Below are 21,829 nucleotides of genomic sequence, written 5' to 3'. Positions count from 1 at the left end.
CCCTTCAGGATTGAGCGTTTTTATTTCAGCACATAGCAGGGCACATAGTGCTGACCATCGAGTTTCATGCGCCCTTGGGCTACAAACGAGGTGAGTAGCTCGTCTAGGCGTTGCATGAGTTCGGGCTCTGCGGTCAGTACAAAGGGGCCATGAGCTTCAATGGCTCGAATGCCAGCCTCTTTGACGTTGCCAGCGACAATCCCAGAGAAAGCACGACGCAGATTGGCGGCGAGCTCGTGGGTGGGCTGCTGGCGGTGCAGCGCTAAGCCACGCATGGCGTCGTGAGTCGGCTCAAAGGTTGCCTGGAAATCGCGCGCAATGGTCAATCGCCAGTTGTAGTAGAACGCATCTTGATGGGTGCGCCGAAATTCAGCGATCTCATCGATGCCGTGGCGCATGGTGCGTGCAACCGAGACCGGATCGCCGGTAATGATGGTGTAGTAACGGCGGATATCCTCACCGAGGGTATAGACTAGGAACTCATCAATTTTCTGAAAGTAGGCCGCTGAATTGGCAGGGCCAGTGAAAATTAACGGGAAAGGAATGTCCTGGTTGCTGGGGTGCAACAGAATGCCCAGTAGATAAAGAATCTCTTCCGCGGTGCCCACCCCGCCAGGAAAAACGATAATGCCATGGCCCAGGCGCACAAAGGCTTCCAAGCGTTTTTCAATGTCTGGCATGACCACCAGTTCATTGACGATGGGGTTGGGCGCTTCGGCCGCGATAATGCCGGGCTCCGAAACACCCAAATAGCGGCCTTCTTTACGCCGCTGCTTGGCATGCGCAACGTTAGCGCCTTTCATGGGCCCTTTCATGGCGCCAGGGCCACAGCCGGTACAAATATCTAAATCGCGCAGACCTAAGTGGTAGCCGACATCTTTGGTATATTCGTACTCTTCTCGGGAGATAGAGTGGCCGCCCCAACATACCACCAGGCTAGGGTCGCGGCCGGGTTTTAATGTGCCCGCTTTGCGTAGGATGTGGAAGACCGCATTGGTGGTGCCTTCTCCCGTACTCAGGTCAAAACGATTGTGGTGCTGAATCTCATTGTAGACGTAAACAATATCGCGAATGATCGAGGATAGATGCTCGCGGATACCTCGAATCATGCGGCCATCTACGAAGGCCTCGGCGGGGGCGTTAGTGAGCTTTAAGCGAATGCCGCGGTCTTGCTGCAGCACTTCAATATCGAAATCTTTATAGGCTTCTAAAATCGCCAGGCTGTCATCGCTGGGATTGCCGCAATTGAGTACTGCCAACGCACAGCGCCGAAGTAGATCGTGAAGACCGCTTTGAGACGTTTTATGCAGTCGGTTGACTTCATGCTGAGAGAGGACTTCGAGGCTTCCTTCGGGGGAAATAATGCTGGAAAGGGTGGCGCGAGGTTGAACGTTTTCGGTCATTAGCGGGGCTGTCCCTAATCGTTTGATGTCTCTTGGCATACTACCACGCCCAAGCGGCGGGTACAGCGCAGCGGCTGGCTCGCCGGGGTGTGCTATTATGGGGCATATTTTACAGGGCGGCGGCAATAGCACTTTTGTTAGTTACTACTCTATTGCCTACAGCGGGTTCTCAAACAGAGCTGCTAAAGACCGTTATCAAAGACCATGGCGCTTCACTATGTTCAATGCCCACTATTTTCGTACCTTTATTACGCTTGTTGAAACAGGCAGTTTTACCCGTACGGCTCAGCGTTTAGAGATGACCCAGCCGGGCGTAAGCCAGCATGTACGCAAGCTAGAGGACTATTTAAATAAAGAGCTGCTAGAGCGTAAGGGGCGCAGCTTTACATTAACCGAGTCGGGGCGGCGTGCTTACGATTACGCTTTAAAGTTATTTGCTGAGCATGAGCAGTTCCGTCACGGGCTGGATGATGACTCTTTGGATAGCGGTGACTGCCGGATTGCCTCGCCGGGTAGCGTTGGCCTGATGTTCTATCCGTATATATTGGGGCAGCAGCAAATGCACCCCAATTTAACGGTCAACTATAGCTTTGCGTTCAACCACGAAATCGTCAATGACCTGCTCGAAGGGCGTTATGACATCGGGATAGTCACCGAGGCAATGCGACACCCTGAGCTTAGCTGCAGCATTTGGCATGAAGAGCCACTCTGCTTGGTGGTGCCTGCAGATTTTGCGGGTAGCACGCTGTCAGATTTAATGGGCATTGGCTTTCTCAACTATTACGACGGCATTAACCATGCCAATGCACTGCTGCGAGCCAATTATCCCGACGAGTTTCGCTCAATGACCCACTTCCGCCATCAAGGCTTTACCAATGAAGTCAGCATGGTACTGGACGCGGTGGCCAGGGGGTTGGGCTTTAGCGTGGTATCGCGATTGGTATTGGAAACTTCCCCCTGGCAGCGCCAGGTAAAAGCGTTGAACCTGCCCCATGCGGTCAATGAGGTACTCTATTTGCTGCGCCGCCGCGACTCTGTGTTGCCCAAGCGTTACGAAAAGCTGTTAGACGGTTTTCACACTCAGCGCCTGCAAGAAAAAACGCCCCTGATGCCGTCTAATTGATTAGGCACCAAGGGCGTTCTCGCAACTTAAAGCGCTATCGCTTCACATCTTGTCAGCTTTGCCGTTAGTTGCGATATTCATCAATGCTAGGGCAGGAACAGATTAACTGACGGTCGCCGAAAACGTTATCGACGCGGTTAACGGCGGGCCAGTATTTAGCGGCTTGAACAGCCGCGGTCGGGAAGGCAGCCAACTGGCGGTCATAAGGCCGCTGCCAGTCGCTATCCATTAGATCCGCCTGGGTATGTGGCGCATTGACCAGCGGATTGTTATCCAGCGGCCATTCGCCGCTCTCCACTCGGGCGATTTCGTCACGAATGGCAATCATCGCATCGCAGAAGCGGTCGATTTCATACAGCGACTCAGACTCGGTGGGTTCGATCATCAGCGTGCCCGGCACCGGGAACGACATGGTCGGTGCGTGGAAACCATAATCCATCAAGCGTTTGGCGATATCCTCCTCGCTAATCCCAGAGGCCGCTTTAAGCGGACGAATATCGATGATGCATTCGTGGGCAACCGTACCGTTCTGGCCACGATAAAGAATCGGGAATGCCGCTTCCAAACGCTTGGCAATATAGTTGGCGTTTAGGATGGCAAGCTCGGTGGCTTCACGCAGGCCGCGCGCGCCCATCATTTTAATGTAGGCCCAGGAGATGGGTAGGATCGAGGCACTGCCAAACGCTGCCGCGGATACCGCACCGCTATCAGCGTTGACGCCATTGATTGGCGTTACCACGTGGTTGGAAACGTAGGGTGCCAGGTGGGCTTTTACGCCGATAGGCCCCATGCCCGGGCCGCCGCCACCGTGGGGAATACAGAACGTTTTATGCAGGTTAAGGTGAGATACATCGCCGCCAAAATCGCCGGGGCGGGTTAACCCCACCTGGGCGTTCATATTGGCGCCATCGATATACACCTGGCCACCGTTATCGTGAACGATCTTGCACGCTTCGCGCACGCTGGTTTCAAACACGCCGTGTGTGGAAGGGTAGGTCAGCATGATGGCGGAGAGCTGATCGCGATGCTGCTCGGCTTTAGCACGCAAATCCGTCATGTCGATGTTGCCGTTTTGATCGCACTCGACCACGACGACTTTCATCTGCACCATGGCTGCCGAGGCAGGGTTGGTGCCGTGGGCGGAGCTTGGTATCAAGCAGATATCGCGATGTCCCTCTCCCTGGGCTGCCTGATAGCGACGAATTGCCACAAGGCCCGCATATTCGCCCTGAGCGCCAGAGTTGGGCTGCATCGAGAGATGATCGTAACCGGTGACTTCGACCAGAAAGGCCGAGAGTTCGTCGATCATTTGGTGATAGCCAGCTACCTGGTCGCGGGGCGCGAAGGGGTGCAGATGCGCAAACGAGGGCCAGGAGACGGGGATCATTTCGCTGGTGGCGTTCAGCTTCATGGTGCAGGAGCCGAGCGGGATCATTGCATGGGCAAGCGACAGATCCTTGTTCTCAAGACGCTTCAAGTAGCGCAGCATTTCTGTTTCGCTGCGGTAGCGGCTAAAGGTGGGATGACTCAAGAAGTCGCTTTCGCGCAGACAGGCAGCGGGAATGCCTGTAGCGCCGTTAGCCACTACCTGCTCGTCCAAAACAGCAACGGCAAGACCGTGCTCGTCACCCAGCAGTACGTCAAACAGCGTTGCTACGTCGCGGGCGGTGGTGGTTTCATCCAGACTGATGCCCACATCGCCATTGCCGAAGTAGTGTAAGTTAATATCGTGGGTCATGGCACGACCATGGATCTTGCCAGCGTCAATGCCGGTCAAACGCAGCGTATCAAACCAACTGTCATGAGCGAGCGTTACCCCTGCCTGCTTAAGGCCCTCGGCGAGCAGAGTCGCCAAGCGGTGAACGCGGCCAGCAATTTTGCGCAGCCCTTCAGCGCCGTGATAAGTGGCGTAAAAACCTGCGATGTTGGCCAGAAGTGCCTGGGCAGTACAGATGTTAGAGGTCGCTTTCTCGCGGCGAATATGCTGCTCGCGGGTCTGCATCGCCATGCGCAGCGCTGTGTTACCACGGCTATCTTTTGACACGCCTATGATACGCCCAGGGATCGAGCGCTTGAGCTTGTCGGAAGTAGCAAAGAAAGCCGCATGGGGGCCGCCAAAGCCCATGGGTACGCCAAAGCGTTGGGAGTTGCCCACTACAATATCCGCACCGAGCTGGCCGGGCTCTTTAAGCAGCACCAGACTCAACAGATCGCTGGCCACGCAGGTCATGATATTGCGCTCAGCCGCGGCGCTTAATAGCGGAGCCAGATCGCGCACTTCGCCACTGGCAGAGGGGTACTGGACAAGCGCCCCAAAGACATCATGGTTGGCTAGCTCTTCCGCAGGCCCAGTGATTAACTCAAAGCCAAAGAACTCAGCGCGGGTTTTAACCACGTCTAGCGTTTGCGGGAAAACGTCGTCGGCGACGAAAAAAGCGTTGGATTTGCTTCTCTTATTGCCACGCTTACACAGCGCCATGGCTTCGGCGGCGGCGGTGGCTTCGTCGAGCAGCGACGCATTGGCCAGCTCCATGCCGGTTAAATCCATGACCACTTGCTGGAAGTTGAGTAACCCTTCCAGGCGGCCTTGAGAAATCTCCGGTTGGTAGGGGGTATAGGCTGTGTACCAGCCTGGGTTTTCCAATACGTTGCGCTGAATCACCGCGGGCATATGGGTGCCGTAATAGCCCTGGCCAATATAGCTTTTTGCCACACGGTTTTGCCGCGCTAGCTGGGCTAGGTACTCTAGCGCCTCCGCTTCGCTACGCGGATCATCAAGCGCTAGCTCGCGGCCAAGACGAATATCGCTCGGCACGGTCTGTTCAATCAGATCTTCCATGTGCTGCATGTTGAGCGCTTTTAACATCGTGGCCACGTCATCTTGACTTGGACCATTATGACGTTTGATAAAAGCATCGTGATCGGCCAGCTCGGCCAGACGGCGTGTTTCAAGAGACATGAAAAAGATTCCGGACGTTAAGAGAGAACCGTGCAGGGCGATAAGCGAAGAGCCCGCCATAAAGGATAAAGGCAGGCCCTAATATATGATTCAGCGACCGCCTTTAGTCGTCGGCGCTTAGCGTTGCTTGATAGGCATCTGCGTCAAGCAGGCCATCAAGTGAGTCGCTGTCTAAACGCACTTTCATAATCCAACCGCCTTCGTAAGGGGATTCATTGACTGTTTCGGGGGCGTCTTCCAGGGCGTCATTGACTTCGATGACTTCGCCAACAACTGGGGAGTAGAGATCAGAAGCGGCTTTGACCGATTCGATAACGCCAAACTCTTGGCCTTTGCTCAGGGCTGTTCCCACTTCAGGCAGTTCAACAAACACAACATCACCTAGCGCCTGCTGGGCGTGATCAGTAATACCCACGGTCACGGTGCCGTCTTGATTATCAAGCACCCACTCGTGGCTTTCAGCGTAGCGGAGATTGGAAGGAAGATTGCTCATGATGTTTTCCTATATGAAACAGTTTCTGGGCCCGAGCATACTAGCGTTTGTCGCTCGCCTTGGCGAATAGTGGCTAGGGCAGGTCGAGCGAATAAGCGAGCATGTTAACGTGTTTCCAATCGGAAACAAATTTCTTCGTTGCTCCATGGCGTGCTTAGTAGCGTTATCTGTCTAGATACTTTTGCGCCTGGGTGCAGACGTCGGATTATGAAAAAAGCGGTATCCTCTATGCACAAGCGACATCACCCTAGATGCTTGCTAAGTTTATGGTGTAAAACGTTTACATCCTATGCTAACCAGCCATAGCGACGTCACATATAACCACTAGATGGTAGCCAATCAACAATACACACCACCGTTGCATACCAACAAAGCGAGGAAATGAACATGGAAGCATTAACTAGCCTCTTAGGGGCAATCAACGGCGTGGTCTGGGGGCCCGTCATGTTGATTCTGCTACTCGGTGTGGGGATTTACCTGCAGCTTGGCTTGAAACTGATGCCGATTAGAAAGCTCGGCATGGGTTTCAAGCTAATGTGGGCGGGGCGTGATGCGAAACCTGGGGTGGGTAAAGCGGCGCCAGCCAAAGAGGGTGACGAAGGGGAAATATCGCCTTTTGACGCCTTGATGACCGCGCTCTCTGCGACCATCGGCACCGGTAATATTGCCGGGGTCGCCACGGCCATTGCGTTAGGGGGCCCCGGCGCTGTGTTTTGGATGTGGATTACCGCACTGGTAGGGATGGCCACTAAATTTGCCGAAGCGGTGCTGGCCGTGCGCTATCGTGAAACCGATAGCACAGGTTACCACGTGGGTGGGCCGATGTTTTACATCAAGAATGGCCTGGGTAAAAAGTGGCTATGGCTGGGCGGTCTGTTCTCATTTTTTGGCGCTGTCGCAGCCTTTGGGATCGGCAACACCGTCCAGTCCAACTCCGTTGCTGATGCCATGGACGCCACATTCGGCGTGCCGCATTGGCTCACGGGTGTGGTCATTATGGTACTTGCTGGCGCGGTGATTCTGGGCGGTATCAAGCGTATTGCTAAAGTGGCGGGCAAGTTGGTGCCGATTATGGGCATTGCCTATGTAGTCGCTGGCTTGTTGGTATTGATCGTCAATGCCGGGCAGATCGGTGAAGCCTTTGGTTTGATCTTCTACTACGCCTTTAACCCCATGGCGGCTGCAGGTGGTTTCGCAGGTGCCGCCGTCATGGCGGCGATTCGTTTTGGTGTGGCACGTGGGATCTTCTCCAACGAAGCGGGTTTGGGTAGTGCACCTATCGCACACGCAGCGGCAAAAACTAAAAACCCAGTGCGCCAGGGCTTAATCGCGATGCTGGGTACCTTTATCGATACCATTATTGTGTGCACGATTACCGCGCTGGTGATTTTGACCTCAACGGTTTGGCAAGAAGGTGAAGCGGGGGCATCGCTGACCGCGCTTTCGTTTGACGCTGCACTGCCTGGCTTTGGTAATCAGATTGTCGCCATTGCATTGGCGATTTTTGCCTTTACTACCATCCTTGGCTGGTCATTTTACGGCGAGAAGTGCTGCCAGTTCCTGTTTGGTACGCGCTCAATTATGATCTATCGGGTGCTGTTCGTACTGGCCATCCCCCTGGGTGCTATCGCTCAACTGGGCTTTATCTGGCTCATGGCGGATACCTTCAACGCTATGATGGCGATCCCGAACCTGATTGCCTTGGCACTGCTTTCGCCGGTAGTCTTTAAATTAACCAAGGACTATTTCGACGGTAAAGACGTACTGCCGGGTGAAGAGCTGGATCACGACCAATAATATCCGCAGCGCGTAAAAGGCGCTGTAGGTGAAGACAAAACGTGAATGACAGTAGAGTCGGGAAGACACTTAAGCAGTGGCTTCCCGTCTCTTTTTTAAGTCAAGCATTTATCAGTGAATAATTTTTAAGTGAGGAATGCCCCCATGTCCGAATTAAAGCAAACACCGCTGCACGCGCTACACCTCAAACTAGGTGCCAAGATGGTACCTTTTGCGGGCTACGATATGCCGGTGCAGTACCCGCTGGGGGTCAAAAAAGAGCATGAGCACACCCGTCAAAAGTGCGGGCTGTTCGATGTCTCCCATATGGGGCAGATTAGTGTTTCGGGTGACAACGCTGCCGAGGCCTTGGAAAGCCTGATACCTGCGGATTTGGTAGGGCTTGAAGTGGGCGCGCAGCGTTACGGGCTTTTCACCAGCAACGAAGGCGGCATTATCGATGACCTGATGGTGGTCAACGCAGGTGATCATTTCTATTTAGTCGTGAACGCAGCTTGTAAAGATCAAGACCTGGCTCACCTGCGCCTCAATTTGGCATCGACCCATACCGTCGAGCCCCTGGATCGGGGGTTGCTGGCGCTTCAGGGGCCCCAGGCACGGGATGTTATGCAGCGGCTTTGCCCGGAAGCCTGTGAACTTGTGTTTATGCAGCATGGCCGCTTCACCATTGCCGGTCATGAAGTGTGGGTGAGCCGCAGCGGCTATACCGGTGAAGATGGTTTTGAAATTTCCGTCGCCGCCGATGCTTGCGAAGCCTTCGCTGAGCAACTGCTAGCTGAGCCCGAAGTCGAAGCGATTGGCCTGGGAGCGCGGGACTCGCTGCGTTTGGAAGCGGGTTTATGCCTCTATGGTCACGATATGGACGAGCAAACTACCCCGGTAGAAGCTGGGCTGATCTGGGCCATTGGCAAGCCGCGTCGCCGTAGTGGCGAGCGTGCCGGTGGTTTTCCGGGCGCTGACGTGATTCTGCATCAGGTCGAGGCCAAAGATCACACCCGCAAGCGAGTTGGGCTGTTAGCTGAAGGCCGTGCACCGGTGCGTGAGGGTGCGCAGCTGCTGGATGAGGCGGGCAATGAGATTGGGGTGGTGACCTCCGGTAGTTTTGGCCCAAGTGTTGGTAAACCGGTGGCGATGGGTTATGTCAGTCGTGAACTGGAAACGCCGCAAAGTGCCGTGTTCGCGGTAGTACGTGGTAAGCAGCTACCCATGGTGGTAACCCCCATGCCGTTTGTAAAACCAGGTTACTATCGCGGTTAAAAGCGCGCCCATCTACCCACGGCCCCTCCTTAGCTAGGGGCCGTTGCTTTATAAAGGGCAGTAATACGAAAGACGGTATTACCAAGCGAGTGTTTTAGCGCAGCACCTGCTTGGGATCGATGGGTTTGCCGCCTTGGCGTAAATCAAAGAGTAGATCATAGCGCTGGGTGGCACTGCTTTGACCTACCTCACAAAGCGGGTCTCCCGCGCTAACCTGTTTGCCTACCTCGACCAAAATACGCTCGCAAAGGGCGTATACGGTCTGGAGATTATCGGCATGGTGCACAATCACCACTTCACCTAGCTGGCGCATGCCGTCGGCAAAACGTACCTCCCCAGGGGCGACGGATTTAGCCTGGGCGCCAGCTTGAGTAGCCAGCAGCATGGGCTGCAGGGTGCCACGGCTGTCCGGCCCGAAGCGACGAACCACGCGATAATCATCCAGCGGCCAGGGCCAGCGCCTGGCTGAAGAGGGCAATGCCTGGCTGGGTGCGCTACTGGTGGGCGCCGCGGCAGGCTTGTTAGCGCTTGATGAGCCACTGCTACTCGCCGTGCGTTGCGATGAGCTGCGCGGCGTTGAACCGCCAAGGGGTAGGCTGACCACTTGGCCTATTCTTAAGCTTGTGGGGGAGGCGCTAGGGTTGGCGCTCTGGATGCGGCCACTGGTGGTGCCAAAATGTCGGGCGATGCTCGAAAACGTATCGCCGGGACGGATTTGGTAGCGGTAAGGGCCGCCGGAAGGGGCCCGTTCTTGTTGAGTGGGAATGAGCAGGCGCTGGCCAATTTCCAGGCGCCGCGCATCGACGCCAGGGTTAAAACGCTGCAAGCGTTCCAGCGGCACGTTAGCCCGAGCCGCCAGTTTACCCAGTGTGTCGCCACGCTGTACTTGCACCCAGTCGCCACTGATCTGGCTGGCGCTTGGGGCGGCCGCTCGCTGGGATGGCGATGGGGGAGCGCTGGAGCAGCCGGTCATTAGTGCCGCTAACAGCCAGACGGTAAGCCAACCCGCTAGTCGTGATCGGTTCGGCTGTCCAGCATGCCATCTTTTTCCAACCAGAGTGCATTGATCCATGTGTGGAAGCGTTCCTTATGCTGCTTTTCTTCGTGGTTATCTGATGCGTACATCCACTCAGGAATGCTGAGTTGCCTTGCCTGTAAGGTGACGGGCGCCTCTCTGCCGCATAAAAAGCCCCAAAACGTCGGCGAGGGGTTGGCGTAGCTGATCGTCACATCCAGGATACCATCCAATTGGTTGCCTAGCAGGCTAAGTACCTGGGCAATGCCGCCCGCTTTGGGGCGTAATAAATGACGGTAGGGGCTCTGCTGGGCATCGCGTTTGGCAACTGAGAAGCGGGTACCCTCGACAAAATTAAAAATCGCAATGGGCGAGAGACGTGCCTGATGACACATACGCTCGGTAGCGGCTCGATCAATGGTGGCCAGTTTAGGGTTTTTAGCCACTTGCTCGCGGGTAAAGCGGCGCATAAAAGGGAACTCTAGTGCCCAAAAAGCCAACCCTACGATGGGAATCCAGATTAATTGACGCTTTAGGAAAAAGCGTGGCATGGGGATACGCCGATGCAGCGCCATCAATAGCATAAAAATATCAGTCCAGCTGCGGTGGTTGGAGATCACCAGCCACCACTGCTGCGGGCTCAAATTATCGGGTACGCTTGCGTGTAGCACGGGTTTAAGCCAGTGCCGCATCCACCAGAGGTTTACACCTATCCAGTTTAACGCGACGCCATTCAGTCCCTGAAGTACTAACTGTTGCAGCCGTTGCCCTGGGGCGATGACTTTAAGCAGCGTCAGCAGAATGAGAGGTACGCCCCAGAACAGCGTGTTGAGCGTTAGCAGCAGTGCGCTAACCAGCCCTTTAAAAATAGGCATACCGCGTTTCCTTACCGTCAGACCAATAACGTAATACTGAATGCTAAATGATCCTAGCCACGCTGCCCAGCAGAAACCTAGTGCATCATCTCAGTCATGGGCTAGTCGATAGACAGTGAAGGTGCTTGAACGGTCTTAAGGAGGACGGTGCGCAGTGCATGGGCGGCTACGGAGAGCTCTTGGTGGGTCAAAATGCCGACTCGGCAGGAAATGGCGGGCGCAGTCAGCGGGATACAGCGGGCACCCAATTCATGCATTTGACGAATGCACATGGAAGGCACTGCGCTGACGCCCAGACCGTCGGCGACCATTCTTCCCACCGTAGAGAGCTGGTGGCTTTCAAAGGCCACTGTGAGCTCCGTATCCTGTTTGCTCAGCTCCTGTTCCAATATACGACGTACCATGGAGGGGCGCTGAAGAGTAATAAAGTCGTGGCTTAGCAGCGTCGACCAGGCGAGTTGGGTGGTCTGGGTTAACGGAGAGTCAGCCGGTACGACAGCCACAAAATGGTCTTCAAACAGCGGTGTAAACAACAGGCTGCCGGCCCCTTCAGGGGACAAAGCGATCCCCATCTCTACCTGGCGGGAGCGCACCATGGTGGTGACCTCCTCATTGATGACATCGTGAACGGTAATGTTGATCTTGGGGTGCTGCTGGCGAAATTTAACCAGCGCCGCAGGGAGTAAGCTACAGGCAAAGGCGGGCATCGCCGCGACGCTGAGCCGTCCCAGTTGAAGAGTGAAGCGTTGGCGCAAACGCTCCTCGGTATTGTCCCATTGAGCCAGCAGGTGTTTGGCTAGCGGTAGCAGCGACTCGCCTTCTGGGGTTAATCTGACGCTACGGGTGCTGCGAATGAGTAGTTTACCCCCAAGGGACTCCTCCAGGCCTTTAATCGCCAGACTTAGCGCCGGTTGAGATAAATGCAGTCGCTCGCAGGCTTGGGTAAAACTGAGGGTTTGGGCGACCGCCAGAAAGGCGCGCAGCTGTTTGACGGTCATAAAGTGCCTTTTATAAGTTTAAAAAATAAATTGATAAGAAAAACAAACTTAACAAATATATCATCTGGCACAACACTGGCACTATCGTAAGCTTCAATGCGCGAATTTTTGACAATACTCATCTACGATAATACTGATCAACAACAATGTGAGGCACAACAATGGCAGGATTCGATAAGCGGGTAGCTTCCTACGAAGAGGCAATGGAAGGCATCGAGAGCGGCATGACCGTCATTGCCGGTGGCTTCGGGCTCTGCGGTATTCCCGAAAACCTGATTGCCGAAATCAAGCGCCGCGGCGTCAATGACCTCACCGTGGTTTCCAATAACTGTGGCGTGGACGGTTTTGGTCTGGGGATCCTGCTTGAAGACCGCCAAATCAGTAAAATTCTAGCCTCTTACGTAGGCGAAAATGCCTTGTTCGAGAAGCAAATGCTTAACGATGAGATTGAGGTAGTGTTAACGCCCCAAGGCACATTGGCGGAAAAAATGCGCGCAGGCGGCGCTGGCATTCCCGCTTTCTATACGGCGACTGGCTACGGCACGCCGATTGGTGAGGGTAAAGAGGTTCGCGAGTTTAATGGCCGTCACTGTATTTTGGAAGAAGCTATCGTCGGTGATTTTGCCATTGTGAAAGGCTGGAAGGCAGATCGCTATGGCAACGTGATGTATCGCCATACGGCGCAAAACTTTAACCCCATGGCTGCCACGGCGGGGAAAATCACCGTGGTGGAAGTTGAAGAAATCGTTGAGCCGGGTGAGCTTGAGCCTAGCCAGATCCATACCCCGGGGATTTATGTGGATCGCATTATTCAGGGCACGTTTGAAAAGCGGATCGAGAAACGCACGGTGCGCAGCTAACGCGCCACGCCTTCAAACGTAACACTTGCTTATCATTTAACGATTCAACAAGAGGAAGTCACCATGGCTTTAACACGAGAACAGATGGCTCAGCGTGTCGCCCGCGAACTTCAAGATGGTTTTTACGTCAACTTGGGCATTGGTATTCCTACCCTGGTTGCCAACTACATTCCGGATGGCATCGATGTCATGCTGCAATCCGAGAACGGACTGCTTGGGATGGGCCGCTACCCCACCGAGGACGAGCTCGATGCAGACATGATCAATGCGGGTAAAGAGACGGTGACGGTTCGCCCAGGCGCGGCGATTTTTTCTTCCGCAGAATCGTTTGCGATGATTCGTGGCGGTCACGTGGATCTTACTGTGCTGGGTGCTTTTGAGGTGGATCAGCAAGGCAACATCGCTTCATGGATGATTCCTGGAAAGTTGATCAAAGGAATGGGCGGGGCCATGGACCTCGTTGCCGGTGCCGAAAACATCATTTGCACCATGACCCACGCCTCTAAGCATGGCGAATCCAAGCTGCTGGAAAAATGCGAACTCCCGTTAACTGGCGCAGGCTGCATTAATCGTGTGTTGACGGATCTCGCTTACCTTGAAATCAAAGACGGTGCCTTTATCCTCAAGGAGCGTGCACCGGGTGTAAGCGTTGAGGAGATCGTCGAGAAGACGGCGGGCAAGTTGATTGTGCCTGACCATGTTCCTGAAATGACGTTTGATGCCGAATAAGCACCTCGCCTGTTAGCCAGAAGGTGAAGCAGGTGACTCATTGAGGCGCTAGCACTGTTGCCGTTAGCGCCTTATGCCATTTCACAGCGTGTATGGTGGGGCAGTAGTACATCGGCAATACGCTCGTGGTTATCCTCAACGTGCTTTTGGACTAACGCCAGACCGCCTAAACAGAGGCGATGCTCATCGCCTTCGGCGAAAACAGTTTTTTGCGGCGTGGTGGGATAGAAGCGATGATCCAACAGCGAAGACACCGTGAAGACGCCGTTTTGTTGTCCTTGCAGACTTGGCATCCCCACCTCGGTGAGGCGTTGATCCAAAACTGTCAAAGGCTCACCAAGCTGACCGCAATCAAAGCCAGCGTGGTGCAAGCGTGGGCCCATCACCGCTATCCAGGCAGCCAAGGGGTGTGCTTGCTGTAGCTGCTGATAGAGCGCCCAGCTAGGCATCGGCCAAGGGCGACCGCGGCAGAGTAAATTATGGCCTTTGCAATCCTGAGGATGGGACTGTTGCACTAACCCTTCAATGGCTTCTCGTGGCGCCTTGGACAGTGTGCCTATTTGCAATTCTGCTAGCACTAGCCAACTGCTGCCGTCGCTCGGGGCGAGCAGTTGCACTAACAGTCCTTTATCGGCCATGGCGTAGTGACCCATCGGGCGATAGCCCATATGGGCTAAGTTGCCGGTAAGCGCGGCAGCGGTAAAAGGGCCGTAATTGAGTGTAACTAGCGTTAAATACTCGGCTGCGGTTGATAGCGGCCACAGCCTGAGAGCGCCGATATCGGGATGGGTATGAACATAGTCAAGCCACAGCTGCTGAACGAACTCCTGACGCTGCATGGTGAACTCCTTGCCTAAAGTGGCACACCTAGCGTGAGCCATTAAATAACTGCTTATTATAGGCAAGCGAGGTAAGCAAGGGTTCAACGGGTATTAACGACTGGTTAAACGGCAAGCAACTGCTGGTCGCGGACAAACTGATCAAATTCAGTAAAGCCGCCCACATGGGCTTGATCGACAAATACCTGCGGGACAGTGTGAATGGGTTTACCTGCCGTTTTGGCGATATCTTCTTTAGTGACGCCTTCGGAAGGCATGTCTACATAACGATATCCCTCAATTTTACCGACCTTTTCCAAGTGCTCGGCAAGCTGTTTTGCGCGCACACAGAAGGGACATGACATCCGACCAAAAATAACCACAAACATAGAGGGCGCTCCATTACGATAAGCAGAGTAAGTTACCAGGTAGTTAGTAACTGAAGGTTAAATAGCCGTTGGCTAAACGATAAATTAGCGCCCATTGTGGCTGAGCAGAGCACGTTTCGCCAATAGCAGCTCGCTACACGGATCATTAATACCGGTTATCAGTTGGAAAAAATGAATAAGCCTATGCAAACGCTCACCGCTGACGAATACACCTTCCTTGCTGAACTGGCGAAGGCGTACCGAGATGTGCACTTGCCATCCATTAAACAAAAAAGTGACTGGAACCCGCATTTAGGGGTTGATGCGCTATGCTTTCAGCATCATGGCGCTGAGCACATGGTGGGGGCGTTGATTACGCCCTGTGAGCTTTGGCTGGTCGCGGTGCCTGACCGGAATCAGCTTACTGCGCCTTTGGCGGATATCCTGACGCTCTCACTTCCATCAGGCGCATACCAATTATCCTTTGAGCACCTGCCGGGCGGCTATGAATTCTACAAGCGCGCCATTTTGCATGAGTTGGGTGAGCTGGAGAGCATGCAGGAGGCCGCGAGGCTGGCGCAGCAAATGATGTCGCGTTTAATGCAACCCGCAGAAGTGCCCGGCGCCTAGGCCCGGATAGCTATACTGACACTGTTTAAATTGATAGTGCGTTCTAGGGCCTGTTGACGTTTCACTCGCGGCCGCGCTGGCGCCCGTTTTTATTCGCGGCAAGGCAGGAGGAGAGAGGTTTGGTGGTTCCAAATGAACGACGACTAACGCCGCCGCGGATAAAAACGGGCCCAGCCCTTCGGGTTGCCCCACAAAGCGCGCCATACGGCGTTGCAAAACTTGAAAAGGGAACCACCCTTCCCAGCGTTTTGCGCCTTGTCTGGCGAGCTTTGTGGGGCAACGCGGCTCGCGCTGAAACGTCAACAGGCCCTAATATTGATAGTGCGTTCCATCCACGTAGTGAAAAAGGAAATAGCCTATGACTTCCCAAGCTGTTACAACACCGCGAGTTGCGCTGGTCACCGGTACTAGCAGCGGCATCGGCGCCGCTGTGGTTAAGCACTTTTGCGAATTAGGACATCAAGTCCTTGCCGTCGATTTTAATCCGGCGGGTAAGGCAGTAGCTGAAAAAGCCGGTGCTGCTTTCTTTGAAGCAGATCTAACCGACCCCAATGCCTGCCGTGCGGCGGTGGCAGATGCGGTTAAGCGCTTTGGCGGTGTGGATATATTGGTCAATAATGCTGGCATTCAGCACGTTGCGTCGATTGAGACCTTTCCCGAAGAGAAGTGGCGTCAGATTATGGATCTGATGCTGACGGCGCCTTTCTTGCTCACACAGGCCGCGTGGCCGCATATGCGTGAAAAGGGCTGGGGCCGCATCGTAAACGTGGCCTCGATACACGCTCAGGTGGCTTCACCGGGTAAGGCAGCGTACATCAGCGCCAAACACGGCATGATTGGTTTGACCAAGACAGCGGCGCTAGAGGGCGGCGAACAAGGCATCACTGCTAATGCGGTATGTCCAGCCTATGTAAAAACCCCGCTCGTGGACAATCAAATCGCCGACCAGGCCAAATTGCACGGTATGGATGAGCAAGAGGTCATCGAAAAAGTCATGCTCAAACAGGCGGCCATCAAGCGCCTGATCGAGCCTGAAGAGGTGGCGCAATTAGTCGCTTACCTGGCATCCGATGCAGCCGGTGCCGTGACTGGCTCAAGCTTTAATATCGATTTAGGCTGGACGGCGCATTAATTAATCAGTTTGGCCCCGCCAGTGGCCGTTGGCGGGGTGCTTGTGCCTTGTTGCAGGCTTTAACGCCGTACCGGGCGTTTTTGTAATTTGCGCTGCAGGGTGCGGCGATGCATGCCTAGTGCCCGTGCGGTGGCGGATATATTGCCGTCGTGCTCCTGCAGTACTTTCTGAATATGCTCCCAGGTGATGCGGTTTATCGATGGCGGATTGTCAGCAAGCTCAATATCCGGGTCGCCGCTCTGGCGCTCAAACGCGGTTAATACATCGTCGGCATCCACCGGTTTACACAGGTAATTAACTGCGCCGAGTTTAATCGCCTCCACAGCGGTGGCGATGCTGGAGTAGCCGGTCAGCACCACAATGCGACACTGGGGGACGGTAGCAAGCAGCTCGGGAAGCAGTTTTAAGCCTGAACTGTTTTCCAGTTTTAAATCAAGGGTCGCCATAGTCGGTGAATGCTGCGCGGCCATGGTTAGGGCCTGCTCGGCATCGTGGGCAACGATAACGTCGTAACCGCGGCGCGTTAGCGCACGGTTCAGCACATGACAAAACATTTCATCGTCATCAATGATCAGCAGGCGTTGCTCTCGCGTTTGCATGTTGTCCTCAATCCATTACTGGCGGTGCTTGGGGCGGGGGCGATTAATTTGGTGCTGCGCAGCGAGGCAGCGTCACTTCCGTTAGCGTACCCCCCTCCGGATGATTATACAGGCTTACGCCGCCACCAAAGCGATTGATGGTGGCATGGGTTAAAAACAAACCGATACCCATGCCTTTGCTTTTAGTTGAAATAAACGTCTCACCCAGCTGGTCGGCAATCGACATGGCGACACCTGGGCCATGATCACGAATATCGATCACCACGCTCTCACTTTGCCAGTCTAAGCGTATAGCAATGTGCTCAGGGTTGGCGTCAGCGGCGTTATTGAGCAAATTGGTCAATGCTTGGTCGAGCGTGGCATCGACGGCCAGCCAAGGCCTACCGCGTTTTTCTGCCACATCGAACTGATGGCTTACATCAGGACGAAGCACCAACCAGCGCTGAACAACACCCGCTAACCACACTTCGGCGTCGAGCACTTCGGGTTCTGCCATACGGCGCCGGTCAGCGTTGGAGACCAAATTTTGTAGACGTGATTTGCATACGTCTACCTGCTGGCGCAGTAAGTTAATGTCCTGATCAAGCGTCGAATCGGGGAGGGCATCGGCCTGCATCTCTTTGAGGAGGACTGCCATGGTAGAGAGTGGTGTGCCCAGTTCGTGGGCAGTGCCCGCAGCCTGGGTTGCGACCGCCAACACCTGCTCATTGCGCAGGGCCGCTTCCCGAGTGCGGGAGAGTGCCTGATCACGGCTGCGCAGGGCATGAGCCATTTTATAGATAAAAAATGTCACCAGGCCAGCAGAGAGGCCAAAGTTAAGCCACATGCCTAGTATATGCAGGCTCAAAGGGCTATCACTATTAATGTGACCCAACTGGGGGATGGGGTAGTAAGAGAACATTAAAAAGGTGTAGCCCGCCATGGAGCAGGCGGCAATAATCCAGGCGTGGCGCCAGGGCAGGGTGGCGGCGGCGATGGTGACCGGCACCAGGTAGTAAGTAATAAAAGGGTTGGTGGAACCGCCCGAGAAATAGAACAGCAGCGTTAAGCCGGTAATATCGGCGAGCAGATGCAGCAGATACTCTAGATGCGTCACTGCACGTGGCCGCCCTAGCCGCCACCAGGTGGCGATATTGAGTACGCCCATGGAAATGACCACGCTCACCACGGCGGTCACCGGTAAGTCAAAGGCCAGCAGCTCAACACCGACAACAATGGCCAATAAAAAACCGGTCCAGGTGATGCCGCGCACAATAGTCAGCCGCACCAGGTTGCGGTTGGGCGTAGAAAGCGGAAGGGGTAAGGCAGTTTGCATGTCGGGCTTATTTGGTCTTGGCTTTAAAGCCATGAATGATAAATTTTATCAGCAGGGTCATGACGTAGGTGGTCCAGCCTGCCGATGCCAATATATTAAACAGCAACATTTTAGGCGGCAGCCAGGCGCTACCCAGTAAAGCTTCAAGCATGATGTGGAAGAACATGGCCAGCAGCAGCGGCAGGGCCAGGGTGTGGATCCACATATCGGTGCGCCGCTTGCGAATATGGTAGCGGCGTAGCAAATAACGCAGTGGCCGATGGGCCCAGCAAAAAACCACCAGGGCCCCAATCACCAGTAAGCTAGCGAGAGTGGGTTCTGTGCTGCCGATATGAACGGAGAGTGAAATCGACCAAGCAAGGCTTAGCCACATCAATCCTTCCAGGCTGGCAATAATATCCGCATAGCGGCGCACGTTCTGCATAAACAACTAAATCCTTAGCGTCAAAAAACTAACTTTTAATAAACGACTGTTCAAAACTCGCCGTTAGATCTGATCTTAAAAGAACCATGGCTTAACAACAGCGTTGCCATAATACGATACTTGGGCTGGGGTGTGGGCGCTTGAGGAGCGGATTTATCCCATCGCGCAATTGCGTATACTGTACACGGCGTATTTTACCCGATTTAACATCATTACAGGACTTGCCGTGGACACTGTGACCTTGACCCGCCCCGACGATTGGCACCTTCACTTGCGCGACGATGAGGCGCTCAAAGCGGTAGTAGGCCATACCGCCGCGCAAATGGGGCGGGCGATCATTATGCCCAATCTTACCCCGCCAGTTACCACAACGGCCCAGGCGCTTGAGTATCGTCAGCGTATTCTCAATGCCCTGCCAGTGGGTAGTACCTTCGAACCCCTGATGGTGCTCTATCTCACCGATACAACCCCACCGGAAGAGATCGAACGCGCGGCTCAAAGTGGCATTGTTAACGCCGTGAAGCTTTACCCTGCGGGTGCGACGACTAACTCCGACTCTGGCGTGACCGATTTGGCCCATTGCGACGCAACTATCGAAATGATGGCTAAGGTTGGCATGCCACTTTTGGTGCACGGTGAAGTCACCCATGCTGAGATCGATATTTTTGATCGCGAAGCGGTATTCATTGAAACAGTGCTAAAACCGCTGCTGGATCGCCATCCAGCGCTGAAAGTCGTGTGTGAGCATATCACCACCCAACAAGCCGCTGAGTTTGTTGCCCAGGCGCCGGATAACGTAGCCGCGACCATTACCGCCCATCATCTGTTGTTTAACCGCAATAAGATGCTGGTGGGAGGTATTCGTCCTCACTACTACTGCCTACCCATCCTAAAGCGCGAGCAGCATCGCCAAGCGCTGCTTAAAGCGGCCACTAGCGGTAGTCATAAGTTCTTTTTGGGCACCGATAGTGCACCTCACTCCCAGGGCGCTAAAGAGTCAAGTTGCGGCTGTGCCGGTGCCTATACCGCCCCCGCGGCCATTGAGCTTTACGCCACTGCCTTCGATGAAATGGATGCCTTGGACAAGCTGGAAGCCTTCGCCAGCCTTAACGGGCCGCGTTTTTATGGCCTATTGCCCAACCCGGATACCATTACGCTTGAACGACGCGAGTGGACGCTGCCGGAGAGTTACCCTTATGCCCAAGGAGAGAAAATTATCCCCTTGCTGGCGGGTGAGGCGCTGAGCTGGGCGGTTAGTTCTTAACAAGCTAGGTCTTAACAAGTGCCGTCGACGCTATAACGGTCGACGGCATCAAACGCTTAGCAGGCCCTGCTAGGCGTTGCCAAGTTGCTTAAGCATTTGATCAACCATGCGCGATGAGTGGTCGGCTGCCACTTCCAGAAACTCATCGAAGGAGAGGTGGTTGTCGCCGCTGCCGGGAATATCAGAGAGCGCTCGGATCACCACAAAAGGGCATTGGTATAGGTGGCACGTTTGAGCAATGGCGGCGCCTTCCATCTCTACTGCAAGCATGCTGGGGAACTGGGCGCGGGTAGCGTCTACCCGGGCAGGGTCAGCCATAAAGGCGTCACCTGTGGCGATCAAACCTTCACGCACCTGGACCTCACCTAACGAGGCGATGGCGTTACGCGCCACCTCTCGCAGTGATGTGTCCGCTAAATAAGCAGCGGGCATGCCTGGTACTTGGCCTATCTCGTAGCCAAATACTACGGCGTCAACGTCATGATGACGTACTTCGTCTGAAATAATCACATCGCCAATGGCTAAATCTGCGGCAAAGCCACCGGCGGATCCGGTGTTGATTATGGCGTCGGGCTGATGGCGCTCTAATAAAATAGCGGTGCCTACCGCGGCGTTGACTTTGCCAATCCCCGACTGCAGTACGATGATCTCAAGGCCGTAACGCGTGCCGGTATGAAATACAAAACCAGCGTGCTCATATCGCTGGGGGTTATCCAGCTGGCCCACCAACGTGCTTACTTCCTGCGCCATTGCGCCAATAATACCAATACGCTTCACTGCGCCATGCTCCTGCATAAAAGGGTAATGTTGTTTAATTTAGGCGTGCTCTAAGAGAGCTAAATCGTGCTGCTCAGCGGCTTCAAGGGTATTTTCCAGCAGCGTTGCAACGGTCATTGGCCCAACGCCTCCGGGGACGGGGGTGATAAAGCTAGCGCGTTCGGCGGCGGCTGCAAAATCAAGATCGCCTTTAAGCGTGCCATCGTTCTGGCGGTTAATACCCACGTCGATCACGATAGCGCCGGGCTTAATCCACTCGCCGTTGACAACACCCTGTTTGCCGACAGCCACGACTAAAATGTCGGCGCGGCTTACGTGCTCTTTGAGGTTCTGCGTAAAGCGATGACAAACGGTGGTCGTACAACCCGCTAGCATTAGTTCTAGCGCCATCGGGCGGCCGACGATGTTAGAAGCGCCCACCACGGTGGCGTCTAAGCCGCGTAGCTCAATATCACTCTGTGCCAGTAGGGTCATTATTCCTTTCGGCGTGCAGGGGCGCAGGGCGGGCATACGCTGGGCTAAGCGACCAATGTTGTAGGGGTGGAAACCATCGATATCTTTGCCCGGAAGAATACGCTCTAAAATTGGCCCAGCATCGAGATGCTTGGGTAGCGGCAGTTGAACCAGGATGCCATCCACGGCTGGGTCGCTGTTCAGTTCGTCAACCAGGGTTTCCAACTCATGCTGTGAGGTTGTAGCGGGCAGAGCATGCTGAAAGGAGATAATGCCTGCTTGCTCGCAGGCGCGGTGCTTATTACTCACATACACATGAGAGGCGGGATCGTCCCCGACCACAACCACGGCTAGTCCCGGTGCCCGCCCGCCTGCTTGACGGCGTGCAGCGATCTTTTCGGCAACCTGTTGGCGGACTGTAGCAGCGATGGCTTTGCCATCGATTAGTTGGGCGGTCATGTAATGGAATCCCTGTGGATGTTAAAAATGGCCTAGGCATTAAAGCGCTCATGCAGCAGCGCTTTAAAGACTGTAATTTTC

At 54.5% G+C, this 21,829-nt stretch carries 21 protein-coding genes; 8 read left to right on the top strand and 13 right to left on the bottom strand.

Features of this window, described 5'->3' with window-relative positions; all coding sequences use genetic code 11:
- Window positions 1-20: 20 nt before the first annotated feature.
- Window positions 21-1,403, bottom strand: a complete 1,383-nt coding sequence (gene ppnN / locus KF947_RS01145) for a nucleotide 5'-monophosphate nucleosidase PpnN (protein WP_133732553.1) — start codon at window positions 1,401-1,403, stop codon at window positions 21-23.
- A 217-nt stretch (window positions 1,404-1,620) separates the two neighbouring features.
- On the opposite strand from ppnN, the gene KF947_RS01140 reads away from it, so the two are divergent.
- Window positions 1,621-2,526 (top strand): LysR family transcriptional regulator, encoded by a 906-nt coding sequence (locus KF947_RS01140; RefSeq protein WP_227405222.1) that lies wholly within the window; start codon window positions 1,621-1,623, stop codon window positions 2,524-2,526.
- 64 nt (window positions 2,527-2,590) lie between these two features.
- Here the strand turns inward: KF947_RS01140 and gcvP are convergent, their stop codons facing one another.
- Window positions 2,591-5,485 (bottom strand): aminomethyl-transferring glycine dehydrogenase, encoded by a 2,895-nt coding sequence (gene gcvP / locus KF947_RS01135; protein ID WP_227405221.1) that lies wholly within the window; start codon window positions 5,483-5,485, stop codon window positions 2,591-2,593.
- 103 nt (window positions 5,486-5,588) lie between these two features.
- Window positions 5,589-5,978, bottom strand: coding sequence for a glycine cleavage system protein GcvH (gcvH, locus tag KF947_RS01130; protein WP_227405220.1), 390 nt, complete (start codon window positions 5,976-5,978; stop codon window positions 5,589-5,591).
- A 387-nt stretch (window positions 5,979-6,365) separates the two neighbouring features.
- Here gcvH and KF947_RS01125 point away from each other — a divergent pair, with 387 nt between their 5' ends.
- Complete coding sequence (locus KF947_RS01125) at window positions 6,366-7,775, top strand: alanine/glycine:cation symporter family protein (protein ID WP_133732549.1); 1,410 nt, start codon at window positions 6,366-6,368, stop codon at window positions 7,773-7,775.
- Between the two features lie 144 nt (window positions 7,776-7,919).
- Complete coding sequence (gene gcvT / locus KF947_RS01120) at window positions 7,920-9,032, top strand: glycine cleavage system aminomethyltransferase GcvT (RefSeq protein WP_227405219.1); 1,113 nt, start codon at window positions 7,920-7,922, stop codon at window positions 9,030-9,032.
- Between the two features lie 94 nt (window positions 9,033-9,126).
- Here gcvT and KF947_RS01115 read toward each other — a convergent pair whose 3' ends face one another.
- From KF947_RS01115 to KF947_RS01105, 3 genes are all read right to left on the bottom strand, one after another.
- Complete coding sequence (locus KF947_RS01115; protein ID WP_227406256.1) at window positions 9,127-9,924, bottom strand: LysM peptidoglycan-binding domain-containing protein; 798 nt, start codon at window positions 9,922-9,924, stop codon at window positions 9,127-9,129.
- Window positions 9,925-10,040: 116 nt separating this feature from the next.
- Complete coding sequence (locus KF947_RS01110) at window positions 10,041-10,922, bottom strand: acyltransferase (protein WP_227405218.1); 882 nt, start codon at window positions 10,920-10,922, stop codon at window positions 10,041-10,043.
- 101 nt (window positions 10,923-11,023) lie between these two features.
- Window positions 11,024-11,920: a LysR family transcriptional regulator gene (locus tag KF947_RS01105; RefSeq protein ID WP_227405217.1), complete on the bottom strand. Its 897-nt coding sequence runs from the start codon at window positions 11,918-11,920 to the stop codon at window positions 11,024-11,026.
- A 161-nt stretch (window positions 11,921-12,081) separates the two neighbouring features.
- On the opposite strand from KF947_RS01105, the gene KF947_RS01100 reads away from it, so the two are divergent.
- Both KF947_RS01100 and KF947_RS01095 read left to right on the top strand, forming a co-directional pair.
- Window positions 12,082-12,780, top strand: a complete 699-nt coding sequence (locus KF947_RS01100) for a CoA transferase subunit A (protein WP_064232851.1) — start codon at window positions 12,082-12,084, stop codon at window positions 12,778-12,780.
- 63 nt (window positions 12,781-12,843) lie between these two features.
- A complete protein-coding gene (locus KF947_RS01095) occupies window positions 12,844-13,509 on the top strand; it encodes a CoA transferase subunit B (RefSeq protein ID WP_133732545.1) in 666 nt (221 codons plus the stop codon).
- Between the two features lie 71 nt (window positions 13,510-13,580).
- On the opposite strand, the gene KF947_RS01090 is transcribed toward KF947_RS01095, so the two are convergent.
- Together KF947_RS01090 and KF947_RS01085 are read right to left on the bottom strand one after the other, a co-directional pair.
- Window positions 13,581-14,348 carry a DUF1338 family protein gene (locus KF947_RS01090; RefSeq protein ID WP_133732544.1) on the bottom strand — a complete coding sequence of 256 codons (768 nt, stop codon included), beginning with the start codon at window positions 14,346-14,348 and terminating at the stop codon, window positions 13,581-13,583.
- A gap of 104 nt (window positions 14,349-14,452) precedes the next feature.
- Entirely contained in the window at window positions 14,453-14,716 is a 264-nt protein-coding gene (locus tag KF947_RS01085; RefSeq protein WP_035579179.1) for a GrxA family glutaredoxin, read from the bottom strand.
- Window positions 14,717-14,899: 183 nt separating this feature from the next.
- Here KF947_RS01085 and hybE point away from each other — a divergent pair, with 183 nt between their 5' ends.
- Both hybE and KF947_RS01075 read left to right on the top strand, forming a co-directional pair.
- The gene (gene hybE / locus KF947_RS01080; RefSeq protein WP_227405216.1) at window positions 14,900-15,325 is read left to right on the top strand and encodes a [NiFe]-hydrogenase assembly chaperone HybE; all 426 of its coding nucleotides are present in this window, start codon (window positions 14,900-14,902) and stop codon (window positions 15,323-15,325) included.
- 358 nt (window positions 15,326-15,683) lie between these two features.
- Entirely contained in the window at window positions 15,684-16,457 is a 774-nt protein-coding gene (locus tag KF947_RS01075; RefSeq protein WP_227405215.1) for a 3-hydroxybutyrate dehydrogenase, read from the top strand.
- Window positions 16,458-16,516: 59 nt separating this feature from the next.
- Here the strand turns inward: KF947_RS01075 and KF947_RS01070 are convergent, their stop codons facing one another.
- Genes KF947_RS01070 through KF947_RS01060 form a run of 3 tightly spaced genes read right to left on the bottom strand, consistent with a single transcriptional unit; the run spans window position 16,517 to window position 18,795 of the window.
- Window positions 16,517-17,056, bottom strand: a complete 540-nt coding sequence (locus tag KF947_RS01070; protein ID WP_009286672.1) for a response regulator transcription factor — start codon at window positions 17,054-17,056, stop codon at window positions 16,517-16,519.
- Between the two features lie 43 nt (window positions 17,057-17,099).
- Window positions 17,100-18,371 (bottom strand): ATP-binding protein, encoded by a 1,272-nt coding sequence (locus KF947_RS01065; RefSeq protein WP_133732541.1) that lies wholly within the window; start codon window positions 18,369-18,371, stop codon window positions 17,100-17,102.
- Between the two features lie 7 nt (window positions 18,372-18,378).
- Window positions 18,379-18,795 (bottom strand): hypothetical protein, encoded by a 417-nt coding sequence (locus KF947_RS01060; protein ID WP_133732540.1) that lies wholly within the window; start codon window positions 18,793-18,795, stop codon window positions 18,379-18,381.
- Between the two features lie 226 nt (window positions 18,796-19,021).
- Between KF947_RS01060 and pyrC the strand changes: the two genes are divergently transcribed.
- On the top strand, window positions 19,022-20,059 hold the full coding sequence (gene pyrC / locus KF947_RS01055) for a dihydroorotase (protein ID WP_133732539.1): 1,038 nt from the start codon (window positions 19,022-19,024) through the stop codon (window positions 20,057-20,059).
- A 69-nt stretch (window positions 20,060-20,128) separates the two neighbouring features.
- Here pyrC and mtnN read toward each other — a convergent pair whose 3' ends face one another.
- Window positions 20,129-20,836 (bottom strand): 5'-methylthioadenosine/S-adenosylhomocysteine nucleosidase, encoded by a 708-nt coding sequence (gene mtnN, locus KF947_RS01050; protein WP_133732538.1) that lies wholly within the window; start codon window positions 20,834-20,836, stop codon window positions 20,129-20,131.
- A 39-nt stretch (window positions 20,837-20,875) separates the two neighbouring features.
- A complete protein-coding gene (gene folD / locus KF947_RS01045) occupies window positions 20,876-21,748 on the bottom strand; it encodes a bifunctional methylenetetrahydrofolate dehydrogenase/methenyltetrahydrofolate cyclohydrolase FolD (protein WP_133732537.1) in 873 nt (290 codons plus the stop codon).
- Window positions 21,749-21,829 lie beyond the last annotated feature (81 nt).

It is taken from the genome of Halomonas sp. FeN2, assembly GCF_020595105.1.
Classification (GTDB): Bacteria; Pseudomonadota; Gammaproteobacteria; order Pseudomonadales; family Halomonadaceae; genus Vreelandella; species Vreelandella neptunia.
Note: the sequence above shows the minus strand (reverse complement) of the source record. Positions and strands in the feature narration are given on the sequence as shown.